Raw genomic sequence first — 26772 nt, forward strand, 5'->3', positions numbered from 1 at the left:
ACTTAATCCTGCAAATAAATTAAACTGACAGATGCAGCAGATATTCCGGGTTTAACACCATGACTACGTTTTACGAGACTGACATGATAATTTATGTTGATCAGGTCATCAGACTGACTGTGAAATACAGCGATATCATTATTATTTTCACTGTTTTGGCAGTTTTTATTATCACTGTCACAGGCCTTTAACGTAAATCCTGTATTTGTTTCATTATTCTTACTGTAAAAAATGCCGTTTTCGACCACGGTATCGTTTGTTGCAGATGTCTGTATTTTAATTTCTTTCTGACTTCCCGGTACGAAATTTTTGCATTTTACCGTGTAGGAAAATGTTTCAGTAATAACCGGTGTTTTAATACTGGTTTTTTCGACAACGCTTGGCATCAGGTAACCACCCCCGGTTAAATCGATAACTTTATTAAAATCATTGCTGTCATCAAATTCACAGGTGCCGACGACGACCTTTGTTTTAAAGATAACTTTTGTTCCGGCAGTCCACCCTGTCGTTTGAAAAATGAATATTCCAGATGCTAATATAAAAATATTAAATATTTTTTGAATATTCATTAGTGCCACCAAGCTCATTAATCACAAACCATGTTACTGTGCCGTTCTTATGAGGTGTTATATAAAGTGAATCTGAATAAGGTGCAATGATATTGTTTTCTGCGCTTAACTTTATAAGTGACTGATTAACCTTTAGTTTCTGTAGATTAATATAATAAGGTGAATTATTTATCAGCTTTATGCCGTTTCCGGCAGGCTTTATCTCCAGACCTGCATAGGATTCTTTTGAACCTGCTGTCAGTCCGGCCGGGCGATAAAAGACTTTAATGATGTTCTCAAACCCTATTTTTACACCGGTTTTCTCATTGGTGGCCGGAACGTTTCTGGAGTGAAAATAGTACATAGATTCACGGTCAGCCGGAAAATTTCCGGGAATAGCCTGCACTTTTATTTTATTTGCAGAATTTCCGCCCAGTTTAAAGACCTGAGGTGTTATAACAAAAATATTATTACTGACAGGGTTTTTGTCTAATTGTTCTGTAATATAATTTGCGACAAGGTACGTTTCATCGCCTGTGTTTCTGACGGTAACAGTTGACGTGTTGGTATCTGCGTTAATAATAATACGGGTTTGATTTAATCCGACACCGGCAATAGCAGAAGAAGATAACAGAACAGCAAAACCAGAAATCAGGATTTTTTGAAAAAATTTCATAGAGATCCTTAAAAATAATAGGTAATAACTGCGATATTATTACCTATTTAATATAATTAATTATTATCAGTGTATTGCAGGTAACTTAGTTATATGCAACACCAAAGGTAACAGGTACGTTCAGCATCTGAGGGTTCAGGTTAGTGCCGGTTACGGTTGCAAACAATTCTGCTTTTACAGGAACAGTGTAGCTGCCGTCTTTTGCAAACTTAACTTTGTCTAATGCTGTTTTATCGTTAGCTTTCAGAGGAACCGGGTTGTTTGAACCGTCGATTGCTGACAGTTTTACACCGATCTGAGACGCTTTGGTGTCTGCAAACAGGTTCGGGTTACCTTCCAGGGTATTACCTGTTGCAGAAAGGTGCAGTGCAACACCTTCCGGATCAGTCGCATCATCGCTGCAGTTGGTCAGGTTTAAGTTAAAGTTCTCAGCAGACAGCGCATTGCTGATGTCAGTTACTGACTGAGCAGCATGAGTACCGAGATCAACGTTTTTCTGTGATGCGCTGACGTCACAGGTTGCATTGGCAATTGCACCGGTGAAGGTTACGGTTGCGTTTTTTTCAGCCATAGCGTTAGCTGATGCAATGGTTAACAGGGTCGCGGTTGTTAAAGCTGCTAATTTATTAAGTTTCATATTTTTTCCAGAGAATTTAATCTTATTTATTGTGTTGATGTTTTCCGGGCAAAGATCACTATTATTATGATAATGATACTTGTCCGGTTTTTGGGGTAAAAAATGTAATTCTTAAACGTAATGACAACGAATCTGAAATAATTTATTTTCACGTAACTAATATATTGACATCAGTTTTTAATGTTAAGTTTATATACCCAAATAATGATGGGTATATTAATTAAGTAATTATTTCTTTCTTCTTTTCGATGATTGAAATTATAGGGATAAAATTTTTGCCAGCAAGTACCCACAATATATGTATTCTTGGTATTGTATTCTTACATTTTCCTTAGTGCGATATAAAATATCATAATTTCGTCAAAAATCGAATCATACTCGTTATTAAATCTGAATTTACATCGCTAATGGATTAAATAATATGCTTTATTGTAATTTGTAAGATTTTCTTTCAGTTAATATAATATTTATGGTTTTTTCGTTTTTTACTTCGATGGTTTTGTGTGTTTTTAATGTGATGGGTTTCGTTTTATGTATTGTTTTTTAAGGTGTTTTTTTATTTTGTCAGAAGAGGGGGACTGTACGTTACTTATGATCTTAATGTGTTTTTTTAGTTATAATTAATTATAAAAAAACAAATACATTTCTATTTGTGACTTATTTTTCTATGAATAAGTATATGGTTGTGTTCTTTTTTGTTAATTAATTATGTATTTTGTTATTTTAAATAGTCCCGGCGGGAAGGTGTGACATATTTTTTTTAAAAAACAGCGCGCAGTGGTAATAAGCCGCAATACTCCTGTGTAAAACAAGGGGCTTGCGGCGGATACGGTATGTATGTCAGCCGGAAAAAATATTAAAACCCGTTATTTAGCTGAAAACGTAAGGAATAGGTAATATTCCGTTTGGCTCCCTGTGGCGGGGGCCCTATCGGAGCAATATTCATAACAGCGTCTGCCGCGGCGTCATCCAGCAGCTTATAGCCGGAAGTGCGGGTAACCCGTGGTGCAAAAGGTTTGCCGTTATCGTCGAGTGAAAATGAGATAGTGCTGATCCCCCGTTGCCCGGCGCTGCGGGCCCGGCGGGGGTAATATTTTTGTTCCTCAATTTTTTGTCGCAGCAGGTTAAAGTAATCCTCCTGTGCTTTCCGGTTATCAGCGCCTGCGGTGGCAGAATTTGTCGGGGATACCGCCTGCCCGCCGGACTGCTGCTGTGTGGTTTTATCTTCTCCGGTATCTGCGGTGGTTGCTGTGGTAACCGGTTCTGATTTCTCCGTTTTTTTGTTCACGGTTTTTACTGCCGGTTTTGCTGATGGTGGTTTGGTTGTTTTCTCCGGTGTTGTCCGGCGGGCAGTTGCCAGTTCTGCCTGAGACGGTGATTCCTGTGGTGGTGGTAATTGTTCCGCTTCCGGCTCTGTTTCCTGATATGCCGGTGCTGCATTCATCTGAATGATAACGGAAGCCGCCGGGGTTTGTCCCCGGTTATCAATCTGATGCTGTTGCGGGGTAGTCACCCGGGGGCTGCCCGTGATGAGCAGCCCGGCGACGGAGAAACACACACCGATCGCAGCAGCAGACACCATCTGCTGCCACGTTCCGGTTCTTTCCCGGGAAAACAGGAAAGACGGATGCGGTAATGCTATTGCGCCGTACATAAATCAGAACCTCGCGGAGACATTGAATTTTACGGCCCGGCCCGGTGCAGGCATCATCGAACGGGTGAGCGGGTCGAGGTAATATTCATTGGTCAGGTTGGTGGCGGTCAGCTCCAGAGCAACATCCGGGGTGATTTTATATTTGGCATAAGCATCCACCGTCAGTACCGAATTCCAGCGCATCGGGTAATTATTAAAATTGCTGTATTTTTCCGGAATAATACCCATCAGGTGTTTCTCCTGGCTGTTTTCCACCGCACTGTGGTAGAGCCAGCGGCTGCCGATTTCTAATGACTCCTGCAATAAACGCCCGCCGAGGTTAAAGGTTACAGAATAATGCGGCTGAATTTGGGTACGCAGGAACCCGCCCGGATAACCGCCGTCAATGCATGACGGAATATCTTGCAGCCCTGTCGGGTCCATAAAGGCATGGGATGTTTCATCACAGACTTTATTGGTGAGGTTATAGGTCACACCCAGATCACTGAAGATCCAGCCATGATCATAGCGGGCCTGGATTTCAATCCCTTTCAGGCGCTGTTTATCCATCTGTGTAAAACGGAAATAGTTATCACGATCAAAGACATTGAGGATATCCGTATGGAAATAATTCAACCGGATATCTGCGTGACGGTCAGCGCTGAGCAGTGATTTTCCGTTAAAAACCACACCGTATTCCCGGGTTACCGCACGTTCCGGTTTATAACGGTAACCGATATGCGGGGCAGAGAAACCGGAAAAGCCGACAGTATCCTCAAACAGGCTCGGCATACGCACGGTTTCCGCATAGCGGCCATACAGACGCAGATCATCGGTCAGGTGAACCGAGGCAGACAGCATCGGTGTCCAGGCGCTGGCCTGGCGGCGGGGTTTTTCTTTCCAGGTGTGGGTGACGGGTTGTTCTTCTCTGTCACCATGCTGAATAGGATGAGGGCCATATTCATAGAGATAAGTTTCCTGCCCGGTATAGGGATCAATACCCCGCAATGCGGTATCGATATCCGGCCGGTCTTTCTGTTTCAGGCGTCCGTCACTGGTATCTACCGGCCAGAATGCCCGTTCATGTACCATTGGCCGGTCTTTTCGGTTATCAAGATAATCACGACGCCATTTCGGGTATATAGACTGAAAAATTTTTCCTCGTATTGCTTGTTGTTCTTCCGGAGTCAGTGCGTGCCACATACCCTGCTGCCGTTTTTTATAAACCTGTGATTCTGCTTCGGTCATATTCCGGAAATAATTCAGGTAATAACCGGTAACCTCATAGTCTTGTTTACAGTAAGGGTCTTTACGGGCGGCGCACTCATTAGAAAGATCATCGACACTCCAGTATACGGTTTGTCTGCCGCCGGCACTGAGTGACAGCCAGGAGACCGGCTGCCAGTCCAGACTGACGGATTGCTGATATTCAAAGCGGCGGCCTTTACGGGCGGGAACAGCGAACATAAAGAGTTTATAGTTTTCCAGGCTGGTATTACTGTCCAGATGCTCAAACTGCATATTGGCGGCCAGGGTTACCGACAGTTCCGGGGTAAAGGCAAACTTATTGCTGAAATCCAGCCCGTAGCGCTGATTCTGTACATTCAGAGCAGCGGTGTTAATCAGTGTTCCATCGATTGCCGGGGTGATGGTGCTGATATCCCCCTGTTTATAGCCGTAGTCCATATTTTTCGGGTAGCGCGGCCAGCCGCCGGCGGAGTTGGTATTACTGGTGGTCAGGGTGGTCCACAGGCGGATATCAGAATCAATATAGGCAAGATGTGCCGGTTGTGATTTCAGATGGATATAACCGGCCTGTGCATGCAGATCAGCCAGCGGCCACTGCGGAATAATATTATCCTCAGCGCGGATCCAGCCCAGCCGGGAAGGCATAATATCGCCGAAATCCGAGCGGGTATCGCGCCAGCTAAGTTGCAGCGCGTGGTCATCATTCAGATACCAGGTATTTTTTATCAGCCAGGATTCCGTTTTTGCTGATGTGTTGGGAACTTCATTGCCTTTGCGGTAAATACGTGACACAAACGGCATATACGGGTCATAGGTTTTATTAGATGTTTGCAGAATACCGATATCATTGTCAGACATTTCATTATTATAGTTTTCGCTGTGGCGTTTACCGGCAAAATAGTTTCCCCGGTCGCGGTAAGCATAAGCCAGTAACAGATCCATATTTTCCTGACGGGTACCCACAGCCAGACGCCAGGCATAATCGCTTTTATTCAGTGCGGGGGCATTATCACGATTTTCGGGGGTTAAATGGGTGCCGGGGTCGTCAATAATAAGCCAATCGAACTGCATATTATCCACAAGGCGGTAATCTTCCCCGAGCCCCAGATTGGGTATCCGGGCTTTGGTGGTGTTACTGCTGTTTTCCAGTATCAGTGCGGCACCAAACTGGTCACCGTTTTTCACCACGTCATCGATGGTGAGTGTTTTCATAGCAACACCGCCGCCTACTGATGTTTTCAGGAGCGGGTTAAGGGACGGGCCTTTTTCAATCTCAATTTCACTGATCAGCATCGGGTCGAGGTAGTTACGGTTATTGGCACCGTTATAACCCCGGTACACCGTCACGGCCTGTTCGGTGCCGTCGATAGTGACCGGTACACGGCCCGGCCCCTGTATTCCGCGGATATTGACATCCAGCGCATTACCGTTGCGGGCATCACCGCTGAATACCCCGTTGGCGCCTTTAAGAATATCGGCGGCGGAGGCGCCTTTATAGCGCTCTATTTCTTCTTTGGTAAGGATCAGGGTGGAGACATTTTTGTCATAGATTTTATCTTTGGCGCTGTCAGCAGCAGTCTGTTCATTACGGAGCGTAATGTCGCCCAGGTGCTGATTTTTTTCCTCTGTCGCCAGTCCCGGCAGCGGGACAAATAACACGGGCAGAAGCAGTGTGATGGTTTTATATGGATGACCAGATAATGGTGAATGCGAAGACATAACGATTCCCGGATGATAAAAAAGAAATAATCAGAAAGGGTTAAAACAGCCGTTCGAAACGCAGCATGATTTCAGTCTGCCGGTAGCTATAAAGCCACGGTACAGAACTGCGGTTACGGGTGTGGATCAGCGAAAGCTGAGGCGAAATCTGCGCGAATGACGGCGGGTAGAGCGCGAGTGTTGTGCTGTACTGTCGGGTGAGATCCTCCCTGGCCTGGCGGTGTAACGGATGTGTGTGGCGATAACGTTTACGGGTGTAAACGGCATGAACAGACTGGGACACAAACGGGTGCCACAGGTAGGTCAGGCCGGTATGCAGGGCAGCCGTCCGGTAATGTTTATAGGGATCATTTTTTTTGTGAACGGTGGTTTCTGCCTGTAAATACAGCGTGGCTGCCGGATGCGGACGCCAGGTTATCTGCGGCATCACCTGGTATTCAGTGCCGCTGTGTGAATGCAGATAAGGCTGATAACGGTGCTGTCGCAGTGCCGCCAGTCCGCCCAGTGACCACTCCGGGCTGAGTTGCTGATTCAGATATGTTTGTAAGCCGTAAACGGAGGAAAAACGGCGTCCGGCGGAAAAATGCTGCTCCAGCAGCGGGGTCAGTTGCCATAAAGTATGGCGATCCTGATAGTGATAACCCGTTTTAGCGGTTAGTGTTACGGTATTAGCTACCTGATTTGCGGCATCATACCGGGTGGATACCCGGTAGTGCTGTGTCAGAAAATGGGAGCCGGACAGCGGTGTCAGCCTGCGTAAATCCCAGTCGCTGCGCCATTGTAAGACGGCATGGGGGATCTGCGGGATAAGGCTGGCATAACAGGAACCATCGGAGCTGTAGTGCAGGCAGTGTGCTTTCGGCAGCGGGGTCTGATAATAATTATCCGTGTAATGGCTGCCGGCACTGAGCAGTAATGACCAACTGAGTGCCCGGGTGAGTTCGGTAATGGCGCGGGTAATTTCCGGATAGTGGGGAGAGGTCACCGGCAGGCGCTGACTCAGTTCCCGGAACAAAAGCAATGCGTTCCCGATCTGACGATCGGCCCGGTAGCTGCGGGCCAGTTCCAGTTGTGCGGCAAAGAAATCGGGTTTCTGTTGCAGAATGGTATTATATAACCCGATAGCAACCCCGGGGCGCTGGTTTAAATAGGCCAGTTTTGCCCGGCTGAAGATAATCAGTAACGGGTCAGCCTGGTGTTCCTGCTGATAAACGGATAAGTAATGATAAATCGCTTTGAGATTATTTCTCTTTAGTGAGATATATAAATTTTGTGCAGTGTTATTTTCTGAATGATTGTTTTTTTGTATAGTTGCAGATACCGGTAATGAAAAAACAAGTAATAATAAAAAAAGAATAAATCCGTAAATTAACTTTATCTGCGACGACATATTTATATCCGCTAAACACCAGGAACAGATAATCTGTTCCTGGTGAAATGTATCAATAATGAATCAGGACTTGGTTCCGCCGAACGCGATATTCTTCGCTTTATCACTGCTGAACTCAGCATAACCGGCAACCTGTTGTGCATTGTCACCAAAGAAATGCCCGTTGGTTGTACCGCTGACGGTTGTGGTATCGGTACCGGTGGTGCTGACAGATGCAGTACCATCAAAGGCTGAACCACTGACAGTGCCGCTCAGACTATAGCTGAGGCCGGTTGAGCTGAGAGAGCCGGTAAAGGTATTAGCATCAAAATCCGTGCTGAATGTACCGCTGATCTGTTCGCCGCTGCTGTAGCCACTGAGTCCTTTAATGCTGTACTGTGCTGTCCCTTCGGATGGCATAGCTGCGGTGATATCTTTCCCTGCGTAATACACCATATGGGAATCATCGCTGAAATCAGTACCGGAAACCCATTCACCGTAATAAATATCGGCATCGGCTATTTTGGCAAAGTTAAAAGAGCCCATATTGCGGTGTGACTGAGGAGTGGAGGTGATAACAGAAACACCGTTATCGTTTGGTGCTGCACGGTTGGGTCCCTGCAGTCCGGCAAAGCTGACTTTCATTCCGTTGTGCATGCCGGAATAACCGATTCCCGGTTCTCCGCCCGGTGACGGATGTCCCTGACGTTCTGATGCAGCGGTTACGCCAACTGTGATATAAGTGCTCTCTGGTTTTTCTGAACTGCCATAGCCTGCATCAGCCTGAGCCTGTACCGCGGAGAATGCGGCACACAGGGTAACCAGTGTTGCCAGCGGGGTTTTCATGTTGAATGTATTCATAAACTAAATTCCTTGTAATTTAATGAATGACCGGGTGAATGAAGTGTTTTTCCGGTGTGATTACCGGAAGACAAATAAACGATAAAGGAGAATGAATTTTCTGTAAATGAGAATTATTATCATTTGTTTGCAATGAGAATAATTTGATTAGAGTGCTAATTAAATAACGAATTAAAAAATCACTATTTTTTATTTTTTGTGACAGATTTATTTCAAATATAGGAATGAAAATATGTGATGCATATTCAGAGTTTTTTTATGCGGTAAATAGAGTTACTAATTCATAAATATCATTAAAAGCGATGGGTTATTTTTTTCTTTTATTGATAAGGTGATTTTAAACGCAATAATAATGCCTTCAATTAACGGCTGTTATCGCATTTGATTTGGTATTTGTGTTTCATACTGTCCGGTGTTTTGAGCTGAACGGATAATCTGATAATGAAACAAATGCCGATGTTTTTGTTGTTAACGGTGCTGGCCTGCGGATCCGCATCGGCCACATGGCCGCAAATCGGGAGAAGTGATTTTTCTGAGCGTTATGAGGTGATTACCCTGACACCGGATATGCCGGTGCCCGGTGCGGCGGATAATGACCCGGCAACAAAAGGTCTGCGGCTGATCGGTCTGCGGCGTGACGGTAACGGGGAGTACACTGAGGTCACCCGGCAGTTTTCTCCGGGAGCGACAAAACACATCCGCTATAAAGGACGGCAGTACCGGGTGGTCGGGGATGTTTACCGCGCGGATAATCTGTCAGATACCGGACGCTGGGATAAAGGGCAGTCAGTGGTGACGGAAGAGTATTATGAGATTCTGGACAAAAACGGAAAACGGACAGGGAAGGGATTCCGGTTTTCCCGGTGGGACTAAGTGCGGAATTATAAAGCTAACGTTAATTATTTTTAGCTGAAAACCATTAATATATACGCAATAGGGTATGTAAGCGGAGAATCTTATGTCGTCAGTCCGGGTCCTCAGTGTTGCACAGTGTCATGAATCACTGCTGGACAGTGCAGAAGCGCTGGTTGCGGAGCAGTGGCCTTTATTTATGTTATCCAGTCCGGTCGCTGATCAGTACTGGGATACGCTGTATCTGGAGGAAAACCGGCCTTTTCAGCAGGTTGCGGTTGCCACTGTTGCAGGAAAGGATCAGGTTATCGGGCTTCTGAGTGCCGTTCCGTTCTATTTTCCGGAAGATGCGCCGCTGACTGATCTGCCGGATGAGGGCTGGGATGCGGTGCTGACGCTGGGCGCAACGGACACCCGGAAACCGACATTTGTATCAGCACTGGCGGTAACGGTTGACCCGGATTTCCGCGGACGCGGTATTCCCGCACTGCTTATCACCGCGCTGAAAGCAGCGGCTTCACAGGCCGGGCTGAGAGGCGTGGTGGTTCCGGTGCGCCCGGTGTTCAAAGCCCGTTATCCGTTACAGGATTTCGCGGAGTATTGTCAGTGGCAGACCCCGCAGGGCGAGCCGTTTGACCCGTGGATCCGCACACATGTCCGGCTGGGCGGACAGATTATCAAACCGGCGATGCGCTCGATGGATATTACGTCATCCGTTGATAACTGGTCTGAATGGACCGGTATGGCCTTTCCGCATGCCGGTCAGTATATTGTGCCGGGCGCTCTGGTGCCGGTTCAGGCCGATCCGGATAATGACCGGATCATTTATCATGAACCGAATCTGTGGATGTATCACCCGCTGGCTGAGTAGTCAGGGGATCAGGCGTTCCGGGTGGGTATAGATGGTGGCCCGCCCTTTTTTACAGAACCCGGCCAGTGTCAGGCGGCAGCGTTTGGCGGTTTCAATCGCCAGCGTGGTCGGGGCGGAAACGGCAAACAGAATTTCCGCACCGCATTGTGCGCTTTTTTGTACCATCTCATAGCTGGCGCGGCTGGATACCAGAATCACACCGTCTGTCCATTGCGCTTTTGCCCGCATACCGAGCAGTTTATCCAGCGCCACGTGACGTCCCACATCCTCACAACCACCGAGTAATTCTCCCTGCGGAGAGATCCAGCCTGCGGCGTGGGTGCAGCCGGTCAGTTTTCCGATTTCCTGTACCTGCGGAAGCTGGCTGAGTGCCTCATCAAGATGACTGAGGGAAAAGGTCTGTGTGAAATCCAGCGGCGGGATCGGGCGGAAAATCTCACTGATTTGCTCGGTGCCGCAAATACCGCAGCCGGTGCGTCCGGCCATATTGCGGCGGCGCTCTTTCAGTCCGGCAAACCGGCGGGATGATAATTCCACATGGACTTCAAATCCGCCGTGGCAGGCATCCGTGATCTCAATTCCGCGGATATCGGCAGCGGATTCGATAATGCCTTCGGAAAGCGAAAAACCGACCGCAAAATCATCCAGGTTTTTCGGGCTGGCCATCATCACCACATGGGATATGCCGTTGTACACCAGAGCAACCGGCGTCTCTTCCGCGACCCAGTCATTTTCATTATGTCCCGGTTTACTTTTTTGTTGCACGCTTGTGAGATGCGCACCGCGAATTAGACAATTATGTAACGATTCTATGGAATAAATGTCATCCATCAGATGAATTCCTGCGCTTAATAATACATAATAATAGTATGGGTAAAAGTTTACACCATTCCACCAGGCAATGAACCTGATCGCACGCACCACTGTGCGGATAAAAAGAAAGTTCGCTGCGGCGTATTGTGCAGCGGCATAAGAGCAATGTAATAAGGAGATCTCCATGCAAGTCAGCAGAAGGCAGTTCTTTAAGATCTGCGCTGGCGGTATGGCGGGTACAACGGCAGCGGCTCTGGGTTTTGCCCCGGCGGTCGCTATTGCCGGTTCGCGTCAGTATAAGCTGTTGCGCGCGCGCGAAACCCGTAATACCTGCACGTACTGTTCCGTCGGCTGCGGGCTGTTAATGTACAGTCTGGGTGACGGGGCAAAAAACGCCAAAGAATCCGTTTTTCACATTGAAGGGGATCCGGATCATCCGGTAAACCGTGGCGCGCTGTGTCCGAAAGGCGCAGGTCTGATTGATTTTATCCACAGCGAAAGCCGTCTTAAATACCCTGAAGTCCGCGAGCCGGGTACCAACGAGTGGAAACGTATCTCGTGGAATGAGGCGTTTGATCGTATCGCCCGCCTGGTCAAAGATGACCGCGACAGTAACTTTATTGAAAAGAACAGCGATGGTGTCACCGTCAACCGCTGGTTAACCACCGGGATGTTATGCGCATCTGCTGCCAGTAACGAAACCGGATTTGTCACCCAGAAATTCTCCCGCGCCCTCGGCATGCTTGCCGTGGATAACCAGGCGCGTGTCTGACACGGACCTACGGTAGCAAGTCTTGCTCCGACATTTGGTCGCGGTGCCATGACCAACCACTGGGTTGATATTAAAAATGCCAACCTTGTTGTTGTGATGGGCGGAAACGCTGCGGAAGCTCACCCTGTCGGGTTCCGCTGGGCGATGGAAGCCAAAATTCATAACAATGCCAAACTGATCGTGATTGACCCGCGCTTTACCCGTACTGCGGCTGTGGCGGATTTCTACACTCCTATCCGTTCCGGTACCGATATTGCGTTCCTGTCAGGTGTAATTAAGTACCTGATGGAAAATGAAAAAATCAACCGTGAATATGTTGAGGCGTACACCAACGCCAGCCTGATCGTCCGTGAAGATTATGCGTTCGATAACGGTTTGTTCAGCGGCTATGATGCGGAAAAACGTCAGTACGATAAAACCACCTGGAATTACGAGCTGGATGAAAATGGTTTCGCCAAACGCGACACCACATTGCAGCATCCGCGTTGTGTCTGGAATTTACTGAAAGAGCACGTCAGCCGTTATACCCCGGATGTGGTGACCAATATCTGCGGGACGCCGAAAGAAGACTTCCTGAAAGTCTGTGAATATATCGGCGAAACCAGCGCGAAAGACAAAACCGCCTCATTCCTGTATGCACTGGGCTGGACACAGCACACCGTTGGTGCGCAGAACATCCGTACCATGGCCATGATCCAGTTGCTGCTGGGTAACATGGGGATGCTGGGCGGCGGCGTGAACGCGCTGCGCGGTCACTCCAATATCCAGGGCTTAACCGACCTGGGTCTGCTGTCTCAGAGCCTGCCTGGCTACCTGACACTGCCGTCTGACAAACAGACTACACTGGAAAGTTATCTGGCTGCCAACACGCCGAAACCAACGGTGCAGGGCCAGGTTAACTACTGGGGTAACTATCCGAAGTTCTTTGTCAGCCTGATGAAAACCTTCTACGGCGACAAAGCGCAGAAAGAGAATAACTGGGGCTTTGACTGGCTGCCGAAGTGGGATAAAGGCTACGACGTTCTGCGTTATTTCGACATGATGGATAAAGGGGAAGTGAATGGCTATATCTGCCAGGGCTTTAACCCGTTAGCCTCATTCCCGAACAAAAACAAAGTAGTTAAGGCGCTTTCAAAACTGAAGTTCCTGATCACCGTCGACCCGCTGAATACCGAAACATCGAACTTCTGGCAGAATCACGGCGAGATGAACGATGTGGATCCGGCTCAGATTCAGACCACGGTGTTCCGTCTGCCGTCCTGCTGTTTCGCGGAAGAGAACGGCTCTATCGTTAACTCTGCCCGCTGGTTACAGTGGCACTGGAAAGGCGCGGATGCCCCGGGCGAAGCTATCAGCGACGGCGAAATCCTCTCCGGTATTTTCCACCGTGTCCGCAAACTGTATGAATCGGAAGGCGGTAAAGTCCCTGAGCAGGTACTGAACATGACCTGGAACTACTTCGATCGCGATAATCCGACCCCGGAAGAAGTCGCGCAGGAGAGTAATGGTCTGGCGCTGGTCGATCTGAAAGATACTGACGGCAATGTGATTGTGAAGAAAGGCGAGCAGCTCACCTCCTTCGCACAGCTGCGTGATGACGGTACCACGGCAAGCGGATGCTGGATTTTCGCCGGCAGCTGGACACCGCAGGGTAACCAGATGGCACGCCGTGATAACGCTGACCCGACCGGGCTGGGTAATACCCTTGGCTGGGCGTGGGCATGGCCGCTGAACCGCCGCGTGATTTATAACCGTGCATCTGCGGACCCGGCGGGTAAACCGTGGGATCCGAAGCGTCAGATTCTGGAATGGAACGGCAGCAAGTGGATCGGTATGGATGTGCCGGACTACAGCAACGCCGCACCGGATTCGGATGTCGGGCCGTTTATCATGCAGCCGGAAGGGATGGGCCGCCTGTTTGCTATCGATAAGATGGCGGAAGGGCCGTTCCCTGAGCACTACGAGCCGATTGAAACTCCGCTCGGTACTAACCCGCTGCATCCGGATGTGGTTTCCAACCCGGCAGCCCGTGTCTTCAAAGATGACTGGGCGCAGATGGGTAAAGCAGCGGAATTCCCGTATGTCGGTACAACTTACCGTCTGACGGAGCACTTCCACTACTGGACCAAGCATTCACGGTTAAATGCTATCACTCAGCCGCAGCAGTTTATCGAAATCGGTGAGCGTCTCGCGAATGAGAAAGGCATTTCCCACGGCGATACGGTCAGAGTCAGCTCCAAACGCGGTTATATCAAGGCGAAAGCAGTGGTCACCAAACGCATCCGTACCCTGGATGTAAATGGTCAGAAAGTGGATACCATCGGTATTCCGATTCACTGGGGCTTTGAGGGTGTGGCGGTGAAAGGCTTTATTACCAACACACTGACACCGTTTGTCGGGGATGCGAACACCCAGACGCCTGAATTTAAAGCCTTCCTGGTTAATGTGGAAAAGGTGTAAGGAGATAAATTATGTCAATGCAATCACAGGACATTATTCGTCGCTCTGCCACCAATTCCCTGACCCCCGCACCTCAGGTGCGGGATTTTAAGGAAGAAGTGGCGAAGCTTATCGACGTGACCACCTGTATCGGCTGTAAAGCCTGCCAGGTGGCCTGTTCGGAGTGGAACGACATCCGTGACAAAATCGGTACCAACGTGGGGGTGTATGACAACCCGCAGGATCTGTCCGCCAAGTCATGGACTGTCATGCGTTTCTCCGAAGTGGAAGAGAACGGCAAATTTGAGTGGCTGATCCGTAAAGACGGCTGTATGCACTGTGCGGACCCGGGTTGTCTGAAAGCCTGTCCGGCAGAAGGCGCAATCATTCAGTATGCTAACGGGATTGTCGACTTCCAGTCAGAGCACTGCATCGGCTGCGGTTACTGTATCGCGGGCTGTCCGTTTAATGTGCCGCGTATCAACGAAGAAGATAACCGCGCTTATAAATGCACACTGTGTGTTGACCGCGTGGATGTGGGTCAGGAACCGGCGTGTGTGAAAACCTGTCCGACCGGGGCGATTCATTTCGGCTCGAAAGAGGATATGAAAGCGCTGGCCGGTGACCGTGTGACTGAGCTGCAAAGCCGTGGTTACGCCAAAGCCGGTCTGTATGATCCGCAGGGCGTCGGCGGTACGCACGTAATGTATGTACTGCACCACGCGGATAAGCCGCAGTTATATCACGGCCTGCCGGAGAACCCGGAAATCAGTGCCGCGGTGAAATTCTGGAAAGGCGCGTGGAAACCACTGGCAGCAGTCGGTTTTGCGGCGACCTTTGCGGCGGCAATCTTCCATTATGTGGGTATCGGCCCGAACCGGGTATCAAAACGCGAGGAAGAAGAGGCCCTGAAAGATATTCAGGATGTTCCGGCAAAGACTGAGCAATCAGCAGGTCAGGAGGAGCAGAAATAATGCAACAGGATGATCGCGAAAAAATTATCCGCCACAAACCAATTGAGCGTGTGAATCACTGGGCTGTGGTCATTTGTTTTCTGTTCACGGCCATCAGCGGGCTCGGGTTTTTCTTCCCGTCGCTTAACTGGTTTATGAACATTCTGGGTACCCCGCAGTTATCACGTCTGCTGCATCCGTTTACCGGTGTGGTAATGTTCTTACTGTTTGTGTTTATGTTTTTCCGTTACTTTAAACACAACTTTATCAACCGTGATGATATCGAGTGGGCGAAGCAGATCGGCAAGATCATGAAAAATGAAGAAGCCGGTGATGTCGGTCAGTATAACCTCGGTCAGAAAGGGGTGTACTGGGCGGCCAGTATCTGCCTGTTCCTGCTGTTGCTGAGCGGTATCGTTATCTGGCGTCCTTACTTTGCGGAATATTTCTCCATTCCGGTGATTCGTATCGCGCTGCTGGTACACTCCATTTCCGCTATCGGGCTGATTATCACCATTATTGTTCACGCGTATGCGGCAATCTGGGTGAAAGGGTCAGTGCGTGCGATGACGGAAGGCTGGGTAACGCGCGGCTGGGCGAAGAAACACCACCCGCGCTGGTACCGTCAGATTGTGGCAAAAGAGCGCGAAGAGGATAAAAAAGGTCAGTGACCGTTTTTAAGCTTCTCGTGTGACCATTCAGAAGGCAGGGATTTCCCTGCCTTTTCGACATTTTAAGGCAGCCGGTTCATAATAGGTTTTATTTGCCGGACCGGCTTATCCTCTCCATATCAGAAGAAGAGCAATATCATGAGTATCCGAATTGTATCCAAAGAAGAGCTGGGACAGGCTCAGAAAAATGAAAAAGGGATTGGCTTTATCCCGGCCGTACTGTTTCCTAATCTGAAGAATTTGTATCAGCGCCGCGCCGAACGTTTTGATGAGCTGGCCAAAGATAACCCGTTTGCGGATTACCTGGAATTTGCGGCTGAAATCACCCGCGCCCAGCAGAAAGCCCTGTATGACAATCCGCTTGAAATGGATATGGATGCCCTGATGGCCGCCAATATGCCGGGCAAAGCCCTGCTCGACTGCCGCACCTTTCAGCGCACTGAACATTGGCGCAAACTGCTGAAAAGCATTATCGCCGAGCTGTTGCCGGTCGCGCCGGATCATGCCCGTCCGACCCTGGAAAACCTGGAAAAAGCCTCTGAAAATGAGCTGGAAGATATGGCAACCGCCTTGTTTAATCAGGAATTTTCTGCTGTATCACCGGATAAGTCCGTGTTTATCTGGGCAGCATTATCCCTGTACTGGGCACAGATGGCGTCGATGATCCCGGGCAAAGGCCGCGAAGAGCACGGTGAACACCGTCAGTTCTGCCCGGTCTGTGCGGCAATGCCGGTCTCCGGGGTAATCCAGATCGGCACCACGCAGGGGCTGCGTTATCTGCACTGCGGATTATGTGAAACCGAATGGCATGTGGTCCGTATTAAGTGCACCAACTGCGAGCAGACCCGTGATCTGAATTACTGGTCTCTGGAAAGTGAACAGGCAGCGGTGAAAGCAGAGAGTTGTGGTGATTGCGGCAGTTACCTGAAAATCCTGTCACAGGAAAAAGACGCGAAAGTGGATACCGTGGCAGATGACCTGGCAACCCTGATCCTGGATGCCCGGATGGAAGAAGAAGGATTTGCCCGCAGCAGTATCAACCCGTTCCTGTTCCCGAACGAATAAGTCAGTGAAGTGAGTCCGCTATGAACGAACGTGCATTATACAGCCAGATACCTGCCATTGACGGGTTATTACATGAAACACCGGTTGCCGCGCTGACAGAACAGTACGGACAGACCTGTATCGTCAGTGTGCTGCGGGAGATGCAGGATGATGCACGTGACGCGATCCGTGAACGGCAGCAACTGCCGGATTGGCACGATTGCTGGGCGGATGAACTGTCCCGCCGCCTGAACGGCGAGCGGGAAGCACTGCGGCCGGTCATCAATCTGACCGGTACCGTGCTGCACACCAATCTCGGCCGGGCATTACAGGCGGAAGCGGCTATTGAGGCGGTGACTAATGCCATGCGCTGGCCGGTCACGCTTGAATATTCCCTTGATGATGCCGGGCGCGGTCACCGTGACAGCATTGTCGCGGAGCGCCTGTGTCAGCTGACCGGCGCGGAAGCGGCCTGTATTGTCAATAATAATGCGGCGGCGGTATTACTGGTGCTGGCGACGATGGCGGCCGGGCGGGAGGTGATTGTTTCCCGCGGAGAGCTGGTGGAAATCGGCGGTGCCTTCCGCGTGCCGGAAGTGATGAGCCAGGCGGGCTGCCGCCTGAGAGAAGTCGGCACGACAAACCGGACGCATCTGCATGATTATAAAAATGCCGTCAGCGAGCAGACGGCGCTGCTGATGAAAGTTCACACCAGTAATTATCATATTGAAGGTTTTACGGCAGAGGTCTCCGGGCAGGAACTGGCGGAACTCGGCCGGGAACTGACTATCCCGTCGGTGATTGATCTCGGCAGCGGTGCTCTGATTGATATGACACAGTGGGGATTGCCGGAAGAGCCGATGCCGCAGCGCTATCTGGCGCAGGGAATTGATATTGTGACTTTCTCCGGTGATAAACTGCTCGGCGGGCCGCAGGCGGGGATTATTCTCGGCAAAAAAGCGTGGATTGAGGCGATACAGCGCCATCCGCTCAAACGCGCCCTGCGGGCAGATAAAATGACCCTGGCGGCGCTGGATGCCACGCTGCGTCTGTACCGCCGCCCGGAAAAACTGGCGCAGACGCTGCCGTCACTGCGCCTGCTGACCCGGTCTGCTGACGATATTTATGATATGGCACAACGGCTTGTGCCGAAAATTCAGGCATATTACGGTGATGAATGGGTGATCCGCGCAGAGCCCTGCTCCTCGCAGATTGGCAGCGGATCCCTGCCGGTGGAACGCCTGCCCGGCTGGGCAGTGACGTTTACCCCGCAAAACGGAAAAGGCAGCGCCTTAGCCACCCTGACGCAGTCTCACCGTCAGCTGACCATTCCGGTGATCGGGCGGGTGAGTGACGGGCGTCTGTGGTGGGATCTGCGTTGCCTTGAAGATGAAAACCGACTTTTACAGGCACTGTTACCATGATTTTTGCTACAGCCGGCCATGTTGACCACGGAAAAACGGCCCTTATTCAGGCGGTAACCGGCGTGGATACCACCCATCTGCCGGAAGAGAAAAAACGCGGAATGACCATCGATCTCGGCTATGCCTACTGGCCGCAGGATGACGATACGGTTATCGGTTTTGTGGATGTGCCGGGCCATGAAAAGTTTCTCGGCAATATGCTGGCGGGTATTGGCGGGATCCGCCATATCCTGCTGATTATTGCCTGCGACGATGGTGTGATGGCACAGACCCGCGAGCATCTGGCGATTTTGCGCCTGGCTGGCCGTCCGCAGATCTCTGTGGTGCTGACCAAAGCAGATCGCGTCCCGGCGGAGCGGGTTGAGGAAGTCCGGCAGCAAATCACAGAGCTGCTGTTATCTGACGGCTGGCCGGAAAGCCCGGTTTTTGTCACCTCATCCCATACCGGCGAAGGGCTGGATGCACTGCGGGCGCACCTGCGTCTGCACCATCAGCAGCAATCTTCTGACAGCCGGACAGAAAAACGTTTCCGGATGGCGATTGACCGTGTTTTCAGTGTCAAAGGTGCGGGGCTGGTGGTGACCGGTACCGCGCTGGCCGGGCGTGTCAGCACCGGTGACACATTATGGGTGACCGGCAGTGACAAATCTGTCCGTGTGCGCGGCATTCATGCTCAGAACCGTCAGCAGGAACAGGCTCAGGCCGGCGATCGTGTGGCAATCAACCTGAGCGGTGATGTCAGCAAAGAGACGGTTTCCCGCGGCGACTGGCTGCTGAGCGAAAAACCGGTGCAGTCCGCACACCGCATTCTGGCGGAAATTGAAACAGATGAGGGTCTGAAAAGCTGGCAGCCGGTGCATATTCACCATGGTGCCAGCCATATCACCGGACGGGTTTCCCTTCTGAGTGACGATAACACCTGTCCGCTGCTGGCGGAAATCACCCTTGATACCCCGCTCTGGCTGGCGGAAGAAGACCGGCTGATCCTGCGTGATATCAGTGCGCAACGCACACTGGCGGGTGCCCGGGTACTGAATTTATCCTCTCCGCGACGCGGAAAACGCCGTCCGGAATTTCTGGCATGGTTATCAGAACGGGCAGCGGCACAGGATGATCGTGACGTTCTGCTGTGCGAACTGCCGCGCGGGGAGGTTTCTCTGCCGGTATTTGCCTGGGCGCGGCAGCTGACAGCAGAAAAACTGACGGAATGTACCGCCGGGCTGAATCTGCTGATCAACGACGGTTATGCCCTTTCGGCACAACGGGTTGAAACGGCAAAAGCCATTCTGCTGGCCACCCTGGCGGATTATCATCAGTCACACAGCGACCAGATGGGCGTTGGCCGTGACCGGCTGAAACGGATGGCATTACCGGTGCTTTCTGATTCCATCGTATTTCCGGTTATTGCACAATTACTGGATGAAAAACAGATTGTCAGAACCCGTGGCTGGCTCCATCTGCCGGGATTTGGTCTGGCTTTCGATCCGGCTCAGGGCGCGCTCTGGCACAGTGCGGAACCGCTGTTTCAGCAGGAGCCGTGGTGGGTTCGTGATCTGGCCGTTAAACTCGGCATTGATGAAACTGCTGCCCGTCAGTTTCTGAAAAAAGCCGCACAGCTGGGTCATATTATGGCGATTGTGCCTGACCGCTATTATCACCGGTCACAAATCACGGAGTTCGCGCAGGTTATCCGTGAATATAATCAATCACATGAAGAAGGTATCGGCGCGGCACAATTCAGGGATAAATACGGCATGGGGCGTAAGCTGGCCGTACAGATTCTGGAGTTTTTTGACAGAACCGGTTTTACCCGCCGCAGAGGAGACAAACATATTTTGCGGGATGAGGGACTGTTTTAATTTTCTTCAAAAGGGATTTCAGGCATGAAAATTGATTTGGAAAATTTTGTCAGTGAATTCAATAAAGATAAATTCCCGAGTTATTACGTCAGAAATGCACAAATGTATGGCTGGGAAATAGCCTGTATTGAAATTGAAACCGGGGCATTTAAGGTTGCGCTCGATATTGATTTCAGAGGAAATGTCTGGCTGGTATTCAGGGATTATGAATCACTGGCTCTTTTTCAGAAGAGCCTTAAACGTGATTTTGATTTTAAAACATTGATTTATGATGGCCGGAATAAGAAATATGAATTCAGCCGGATCCCGCTGGATGAAACAGATACTGTCTCGATAGCCCGCGGAATTACCAATGAGATTATCGGTTTTTATAATGATATAGCTGCCGATTTTTATGCCCGCAAACAGACGGAGCTGACCTGTGCTATTGAATCTCATCAGTACCGTGATCTGCTGAATAAAACGCTGGATGACATGTGTCATTTCTTTAAAGGAAAGCGTTTATCCGCGCTGGAAACGGTACAGCGGATAAAAGAGCAGCAGTGCGGGTTTACCCGCTATGATAATGATGAAATCCTGCTGATGCAGGAAAAAGGCGTTTATTATCAGAAAGCAAATAAAATGCTGATGCATGAATTACGGAATATCAGCACCGGTAATTACAATACACTGGTGTGTTTTCCGGGGATGCAGACTGAGAGCGATTCATGGCTTAAATTCTGGTCTCAGTACTGGTTTCTGACAAAATGTTATTTTGATCAACCGGTTTACGGTGATACCCGTGCCACGACTCAGGACGGTTTTTATCAGTCCGGCAAAAAACTGGCGGATGCCTGGATGGATATCTGGGCCGGTAAAAACATCTGCATTGTGGCGGTGGAAAAAGTGGTGCCGGATCCTGATCATTTCCTGTTTTCAAATACAGGGAACAGAGAGGTAATCCGGGTAAAAGACACGGATGCTTATAACGATATTGATCCGCTGACCGAACAGTGTCTGATGAAGCAAGATATTGATCTCTTTCTGATTGCGGCGGGCGCGGCAGGTACGGTGCTATCTGCAAGGCTGGCAGACAACGGTAAAACAGCGCTGGATATCGGTAATCTGGTCAGCAGTTATAATACGGTTTTCCCTGAACAGCTTCAGGCGGGGTAATGACCGGCTGATAATAAGACAGGCCGCATTTGCGGCCTGTTTTGCACTGTATGCCGGAATCAGGCTTTAGTGGCTAAAATGACGCTGGAAGCTTTTATCAGTGCGACAATTTCATTACCTTCATGTAATTCCATTTCATCGCGGCTTTCATTGGTAATAACTGCTGTCAGCGGCAGACCTTTTTCGGTTCTCAGATGAATCGTGCTGTTTACCGCGCCATTCACCATTTTGCTGATTTTGCCGCGGAACTGGTTGCGGGCGGAAAAACGCAGGCCGCAATCCGGATTTGCCAGTACCACCCACGGCGCTTTAATAATCGCGACCGCTTCTTTTCCTTCGCGGATCCCTAATACGTCACAGCTCTCTTTGGTGATGACGGTTGTCAGAATTTCACCATGCTCAAGTGTTAATTCCACTTCATTATTAACAGCGCCGGCAACAACACGGGATACTTTACCGGTGAGCTGGTTACGTGCGGAAATTTTCATTGTGTGACCTCTTTCCTTTTAGTGATTAACTGAAATGGTTAATCTTCCTGTTGTATCACACGATATACGCAGCGGCGAGAGTCTGTGAGTAAATATTCGACCCGTTCCACACTTGCATTTAAAACTGTCTGAAAGAGTTCCAGCTCGGCGCGGCAGAATCCCTGACACATGCGGGCAGCGGAGCAGATAGGGCAGTGGTTTTCAATAATCAGCCAGCTTCCTTCCGGTTCTTTTTCCCACTGTGCCATATAGCCTTCCTCTGTGCGGATGGCAACGAGGCGGATAATGCGTTCTTCCAGAGTTTCTGCGCCCCGGAGTTTATCAAAATAGTCGCGGCGGGCTTCGTTCTCACGGGCGGTAATAATTTTGCCGATAGCATCCTCACCGAGTTCGCGGCGGATGGTGGTCAGGATTTTGACCGTCAGCTCAGCGTGACAATCCGGAAAGCGTTTATTGCCCAGTGCGGTCAGGTGCCAGCGCTGCACCGGACGGCCGACACCCCGGCATTCGGAATGTGCCTCAACCATGCCGTCCCGGGCCAGTTTGGTAAACTGCTGACGGGCGGCTTCCCCGGTGGTGCCCAGGTGCTCCCCGGCCTCGGATGCCTGCATCGGGCCATGCTTTTTCAGAAGAATAAGCAATTTTTCTCCGACAGATTGTGCGGAACTGAGGTTGCTTTCCAGGTTAGTTCTTGACATATTCTCGTGCCCGGTATTTATTTATCCAAGTTAATTCTTGTTTAATTTATCGTATTCAGCAAAGTATCACAAGACTAAAGGATGGTTTCTATGTTGCCCGATGACAGCCGCTGGCGTGATCTCTTCTCAGGGAAAAACGCCGCGATTTCAATCGCTCTCTCGTTCGGTGTTGTTATTCACGCCGTTAATATCTTAATGGCGACCACCATTTTGCCATCCGTCGTTGCTGATATCGGCGGCCTGAATCTGTATGCCTGGAATACCACACTGTTTGTGGCGGCATCCATTATCGGTTCTGTACTCTCCGCCCGGCTGCTTGCCGTATACGGTGCCCGTATCGCTTACCTTATCTCGGTGGTGGCCTTTTTCGCCGGCAGCCTGGCCTGTGCACTGGCTCCCCGGATGGAAATTATGCTGCTGGGGCGCACCATTCAGGGCTTCGGCGGCGGTGTTATGTTCGCACTGTCTTATGCCATGATCAATTTAGTTTATGTTCCGGCACTGTGGCCGAGAGCCATGGCACTGATTTCCGGGATGTGGGGTGTTGCCACATTAGTCGGTCCGGCAGTCGGGGGTATTTTTGCCCAGTTAAACGCCTGGCGTTTTGCTTTTGGTGTGATGTTGCCGCTGATGGTTATCTATGGGCTCTTTTTGCTTACGATTATGCCGAAAAAGCAGAAAGATGACGGCACCCGGCCGCGTCTTCCCCTGATCCAGCTGACATTACTGACTGCCGCTGTGCTGGTGGTCTCCGCCGGGAGCCTCAGTCCGGATGTGTTCCTGAATGTGGGCGGCGTGGTAGTCTCGCTGCTGTTACTGATTGTGCTAGCGCTGATTGAGCAGCGCAGCCGCATCCGGTTACTGCCGGAAAACACCTTCCGGCGCGGCAGCCATCATGCCGCGCTGTATATCACTATCTCTCTGCTGGCTATCGGGATGACCTGTGAAGTGTTCGTGCCGTACTTCCTGCAGCGCCTGCACGGCCAGTCGCCGCTGGCATCCGGTTATATGAGTGCTCTGATGGCGCTGGGCTGGACTGTCAGTGAGATCATCAGTGCCGGATGGAAAGGGGCGAAAATGCGAGCCAGTATTCTGCTCGGGCCGGTTTTTGTGCTGGCGGGGCTGGTTCTGCTGGCGCTGACGCTTTCTGTGCCGTCTGCCGGTACATGGGGCATCATGTCGCCGATCCTGCTGGGGTTATCGCTGGTCGGGTTCGGGATCGGGTTCGGCTGGCCGCATCTGCTGACCCGGATTTTACAGGTGGCCGCGCCGGCGGATAAAGAGATAGCCGCCGCCTCTATCACGACCGTGCAGCTTTTTGCCACAGCACTGGGTGCGGCGCTGGCGGGAATGATTGTTAACATCAATGGTTTCAATGACGGTACATTGACGGGCGTGATGTCTTCAGCCTACTGGCTGATGATGTTACTGGCGATTGCCCCGCTGATTGCGATTTTCACCGCCCGTCGCTGCGCGGCTATTTCTTACTGCTGATTATCCCGTTTCTGATAATAGTGTATGCCGGAATGAGGACTGTATCCTGTTCCGGCGTTTTTTTACACTGACCGGATGTTTTCTGTCAGGGTAATGTCCGTTATGTCTCAGTATCATCTCGAATTTGAAAAATCAATCATTGAGCTGGAAGAAAAAATCGCCGCATTGCAGTCATTTAAAGAGCGCAGCAGCGATTTGGGGTTTGATCCGGATGATGAAATCGCCTGCCTGCGGAAAAAATGCGAAAAGCTGACCCAATCGATTTATGCGGATCTCGGCGCATGGGAAATTGTCCGGCTGGCCCGTCATCCTCTGCGGCCCTATACCCTGGATTATATCCGTCTTATTTTTACGGATTTTCAGGCGCTTGCCGGTGATCGCGCCTTTGCCGATGACAAGGCGATTGTCGGCGGGCTGGCACGCCTTGAAGGCCGTCCGGTGATGGTTATCGGTCATCAGAAAGGGCGGGATACCAAAGAAAAGTTACTGCGAAACTTCGGCATGCCGTCACCGGAGGGCTACCGTAAGGCGCTGCGCCTGATGAAAATGGCCGAACGTTTTCATATGCCGGTGCTGATGTTTATTGATTCTGCTGGTGCCTATCCCGGTGTGGGGGCGGAAGAGCGCGGACAGGCGGAGGCGATTGCCCGTAACCTGTTTGAGCTGTCGCGGCTGAAAACGCCGGTGATCTGCTCTATCACCGGTGAAGGCTGTTCCGGCGGGGCGCTGGGGATTGGTGTCGGCGATCGTATCAATATGCTGCAATACAGTACCTATGCGGCGATTTCGCCGGAAGGGTGCGCTTCCATTCTGTGGAAAAGTGCGGATAAAGCGCCGCAGGCTGCTGAGACCATGGGGATGACCGCCCCGCGCCTGAAGGCGCTCGGTATTATCGATACCATTATTCCCGAACCGGCGGGCGGTGCTCACCGCAACTATCAGCAGGCGGCGGATAATCTGCGTGAGCAGCTGTTGCAGGATCTGGTGGCGTTATCCGCCTTACCGGAAGACGAATTACTGGCGCAGCGCTATCAGAAATTAATGTCTTTCGGCTATTGCTGAGGACAGATTAACCTGTTTGTGATAACAATAGGGATGAATATCTCTCACAACGGGGACGCTGTCATGGCGGTTGATCTGAATTTACTGCCGGTTTTTCTGGCGGTGGCGGAGCAGGGCAGTTTTACCGGTGCGGCCACCCGGCTGGGTATGCCGTCATCCAATGTCAGCCGGGCCATCAGACAGCTGGAAACTCAGACCGGATGCCGCCTGATCGAACGGACAACCCGGCGTATGCGCCTGACGGCACAGGGGCAGCAGTTGTATCAGTGCGCCGGAAAAACGGACTCCATGCTGCAGGAAACCTTTTCACAGATCCGCAATGATGATGTACTGACCGGTTGTTTCCGGCTGACGGTACCCGGTGAGGGCTGCGGGGAAATGCTGGCGCCGGTACTGGCCCGTTTTGCCGCACTGCATCCGGATTTGCAGATCCGGTGTGATACCCGGCTGACACCGGCGGATATTATCAGCGATGATATCGATCTGCTGCTGACCTATCAGCGCGGGGAGATGGCAGACAGCAGTTATCACAGCCGTCTGATTCAGTCATGGTCGTGTGTGGTGGTGGCAGCACCTGCATTACTGGCGCGGACCGGCATCCCGGTTTCCGCTGCTGAGCTGACACGGCTGCCCTGTATTTCCAGCCTGAGTGCCCTGAACGGTCAGCCGTGGGTTTTCCGCAAACCGGATGGCGGGTGGCTGACTGTGCGCATTAACAGCCGCTATCAGGTTAACGGTGCGGCACTGGCAGCGGCGGCAGCTGTTGAAGGGCTGGGTTTTGCGATTCTGACCGGGCATTTGTGTCAGCAGGCTTTCCGTGACGGCACATTGCAGGCTGTCCGGCTGAATGAAGAACCGGCTCTCATTGAGCTGAGAGCCGTCTATGCCAGCCGCCGTGAAGTTTCACCGGTTGTCGACAAATTCCTGCATTTTCTTGAATGTTCGCTGCGGGATCAGGATACTAATCAGTAGCTGCGGAATACGGTCTGTTTTCCGTCCGCATCATAGGCGATCACATCATACGGCTCTTTCATGTCCTTGTATTCCATGCCGAGGCTGCCGACCGGCATCCCCGGGACAGAAATCCCTTTGGCACTTTCCGGCAGCGTATCAATGGCATCCAGGCTGTCCGCCGGGACGTGACCAATCACATATTTACCGTTCAGTGTGGCGAGATGGCAGCTCATCAGGTTCGGGGTGGCACCGGAATCAAGCATCATTTTCTCCAGCTGTGCCTGCGGAATAATATTGGTTTCCACATCATAACCGGCTTTTTCCACTCCTTCCGCCCACTGGCCGCAGCAGCCGCAGGTCGGGGATTTATACACGGTGACGGTTCCTTTCGCTGCCATGGCACCGGCAGAGAGTGTGGTTAATAATAAAGATAACGCCCAAACGGATTTTTTCATCGGTATTCCCTGTCATGAGTCGGATAATAATGATGAGATTAATGGTTTACCTTAGGGGAAGGTCAATACAGGGGAAC

Annotated in this window: 23 protein-coding genes; 12 read left to right on the plus strand and 11 right to left on the minus strand. The window is 50.7% G+C overall.

Annotated features, from left to right (window positions below; translation table 11 throughout):
- Positions 1–2 precede the first annotated feature (2 nt).
- The 7 genes from AB7038_RS11485 to AB7038_RS11515 all read right to left on the minus strand — a co-directional run bounded on the left by AB7038_RS11485 (position 3) and on the right by AB7038_RS11515 (position 8691).
- The gene (locus tag AB7038_RS11485) at positions 3–569 is read right to left on the minus strand and encodes a hypothetical protein (RefSeq protein ID WP_369453345.1); all 567 of its coding nucleotides are present in this window, start codon (positions 567–569) and stop codon (positions 3–5) included.
- On the minus strand, positions 547–1224 hold the full coding sequence (locus AB7038_RS11490) for a fimbrial biogenesis chaperone (RefSeq protein ID WP_369453346.1): 678 nt from the start codon (positions 1222–1224) through the stop codon (positions 547–549). The genes AB7038_RS11485 and AB7038_RS11490 overlap by 23 nt, the downstream gene beginning before the upstream one ends.
- 85 nt (positions 1225–1309) lie before the next feature.
- Positions 1310–1861, minus strand: a complete 552-nt coding sequence (locus tag AB7038_RS11495; protein ID WP_369453347.1) for a fimbrial protein — start codon at positions 1859–1861, stop codon at positions 1310–1312.
- A gap of 856 nt (positions 1862–2717) precedes the next feature.
- On the minus strand, positions 2718–3515 hold the full coding sequence (locus tag AB7038_RS11500; protein ID WP_369453348.1) for an energy transducer TonB: 798 nt from the start codon (positions 3513–3515) through the stop codon (positions 2718–2720).
- Between the two features lie 3 nt (positions 3516–3518).
- Entirely contained in the window at positions 3519–6461 is a 2943-nt protein-coding gene (locus tag AB7038_RS11505) for a TonB-dependent receptor domain-containing protein (RefSeq protein WP_368889584.1), read from the minus strand.
- Between the two features lie 40 nt (positions 6462–6501).
- Positions 6502–7851 (minus strand): surface lipoprotein assembly modifier, encoded by a 1350-nt coding sequence (locus tag AB7038_RS11510; RefSeq protein ID WP_369453349.1) that lies wholly within the window; start codon positions 7849–7851, stop codon positions 6502–6504.
- Between the two features lie 63 nt (positions 7852–7914).
- Positions 7915–8691: a Slam-dependent surface lipoprotein gene (locus AB7038_RS11515; RefSeq protein WP_368889582.1), complete on the minus strand. Its 777-nt coding sequence runs from the start codon at positions 8689–8691 to the stop codon at positions 7915–7917.
- A 441-nt stretch (positions 8692–9132) separates the two neighbouring features.
- On the opposite strand from AB7038_RS11515, the gene umoA reads away from it, so the two are divergent.
- Both umoA and AB7038_RS11525 read left to right on the plus strand, forming a co-directional pair.
- Positions 9133–9564: a UmoA family flagellar biogenesis regulator gene (umoA, locus tag AB7038_RS11520; RefSeq protein WP_369453350.1), complete on the plus strand. Its 432-nt coding sequence runs from the start codon at positions 9133–9135 to the stop codon at positions 9562–9564.
- Between the two features lie 85 nt (positions 9565–9649).
- A complete protein-coding gene (locus AB7038_RS11525; RefSeq protein WP_369453351.1) occupies positions 9650–10414 on the plus strand; it encodes a GNAT family N-acetyltransferase in 765 nt (254 codons plus the stop codon).
- On the opposite strand, the gene fdhD is transcribed toward AB7038_RS11525, so the two are convergent.
- Positions 10415–11245: a formate dehydrogenase accessory sulfurtransferase FdhD gene (fdhD, locus tag AB7038_RS11530; protein WP_369453352.1), complete on the minus strand. Its 831-nt coding sequence runs from the start codon at positions 11243–11245 to the stop codon at positions 10415–10417.
- Positions 11246–11411: 166 nt separating this feature from the next.
- Here fdhD and fdnG point away from each other — a divergent pair, with 166 nt between their 5' ends.
- The 7 genes from fdnG to AB7038_RS11565 all read left to right on the plus strand — a co-directional run bounded on the left by fdnG (position 11412) and on the right by AB7038_RS11565 (position 21544).
- Positions 11412–14459, plus strand: coding sequence for a formate dehydrogenase-N subunit alpha (gene fdnG / locus AB7038_RS11535; protein ID WP_369453353.1), 3048 nt, complete (start codon positions 11412–11414; stop codon positions 14457–14459).
- An 11-nt stretch (positions 14460–14470) separates the two neighbouring features.
- Entirely contained in the window at positions 14471–15412 is a 942-nt protein-coding gene (fdxH, locus tag AB7038_RS11540) for a formate dehydrogenase subunit beta (protein WP_004236694.1), read from the plus strand.
- Complete coding sequence (gene fdoI, locus AB7038_RS11545; RefSeq protein WP_004240169.1) at positions 15412–16062, plus strand: formate dehydrogenase cytochrome b556 subunit; 651 nt, start codon at positions 15412–15414, stop codon at positions 16060–16062. The genes fdxH and fdoI overlap by 1 nt, the downstream gene beginning before the upstream one ends.
- Before the next feature lie 138 nt (positions 16063–16200).
- A complete protein-coding gene (fdhE, locus tag AB7038_RS11550) occupies positions 16201–17127 on the plus strand; it encodes a formate dehydrogenase accessory protein FdhE (protein ID WP_369453354.1) in 927 nt (308 codons plus the stop codon).
- A 20-nt stretch (positions 17128–17147) separates the two neighbouring features.
- Positions 17148–18530 (plus strand): L-seryl-tRNA(Sec) selenium transferase, encoded by a 1383-nt coding sequence (selA, locus tag AB7038_RS11555; protein WP_369453355.1) that lies wholly within the window; start codon positions 17148–17150, stop codon positions 18528–18530.
- Entirely contained in the window at positions 18527–20389 is a 1863-nt protein-coding gene (selB, locus tag AB7038_RS11560) for a selenocysteine-specific translation elongation factor (RefSeq protein ID WP_368889575.1), read from the plus strand. The genes selA and selB overlap by 4 nt, the downstream gene beginning before the upstream one ends.
- 24 nt (positions 20390–20413) lie before the next feature.
- A complete protein-coding gene (locus tag AB7038_RS11565) occupies positions 20414–21544 on the plus strand; it encodes a GT-D fold domain-containing glycosyltransferase (protein ID WP_369453356.1) in 1131 nt (376 codons plus the stop codon).
- A gap of 59 nt (positions 21545–21603) precedes the next feature.
- Here the strand turns inward: AB7038_RS11565 and AB7038_RS11570 are convergent, their stop codons facing one another.
- Positions 21604–22032, minus strand: coding sequence for a TOBE domain-containing protein (locus AB7038_RS11570; protein ID WP_004236685.1), 429 nt, complete (start codon positions 22030–22032; stop codon positions 21604–21606).
- Positions 22033–22070: 38 nt separating this feature from the next.
- The gene (locus AB7038_RS11575; RefSeq protein WP_368889573.1) at positions 22071–22730 is read right to left on the minus strand and encodes a helix-turn-helix transcriptional regulator; all 660 of its coding nucleotides are present in this window, start codon (positions 22728–22730) and stop codon (positions 22071–22073) included.
- A 90-nt stretch (positions 22731–22820) separates the two neighbouring features.
- On the opposite strand from AB7038_RS11575, the gene AB7038_RS11580 reads away from it, so the two are divergent.
- The 3 genes from AB7038_RS11580 to AB7038_RS11590 all read left to right on the plus strand — a co-directional run bounded on the left by AB7038_RS11580 (position 22821) and on the right by AB7038_RS11590 (position 26258).
- A complete protein-coding gene (locus AB7038_RS11580) occupies positions 22821–24224 on the plus strand; it encodes an MFS transporter (protein WP_369453357.1) in 1404 nt (467 codons plus the stop codon).
- A 102-nt stretch (positions 24225–24326) separates the two neighbouring features.
- The gene (gene accA, locus AB7038_RS11585) at positions 24327–25286 is read left to right on the plus strand and encodes an acetyl-CoA carboxylase carboxyl transferase subunit alpha (protein ID WP_369453358.1); all 960 of its coding nucleotides are present in this window, start codon (positions 24327–24329) and stop codon (positions 25284–25286) included.
- A 63-nt stretch (positions 25287–25349) separates the two neighbouring features.
- The gene (locus AB7038_RS11590; protein ID WP_368889570.1) at positions 25350–26258 is read left to right on the plus strand and encodes a LysR family transcriptional regulator; all 909 of its coding nucleotides are present in this window, start codon (positions 25350–25352) and stop codon (positions 26256–26258) included.
- On the opposite strand, the gene AB7038_RS11595 is transcribed toward AB7038_RS11590, so the two are convergent.
- On the minus strand, positions 26252–26695 hold the full coding sequence (locus AB7038_RS11595) for a DUF411 domain-containing protein (RefSeq protein WP_368889569.1): 444 nt from the start codon (positions 26693–26695) through the stop codon (positions 26252–26254). The genes AB7038_RS11590 and AB7038_RS11595 overlap by 7 nt on opposite strands.
- Between the last annotated feature and the right edge of the window lie 77 nt (positions 26696–26772).

The organism is Morganella morganii (genome assembly GCF_041099235.1).
Lineage (GTDB): Bacteria > Pseudomonadota > Gammaproteobacteria > Enterobacterales > Enterobacteriaceae > Morganella > Morganella morganii_E.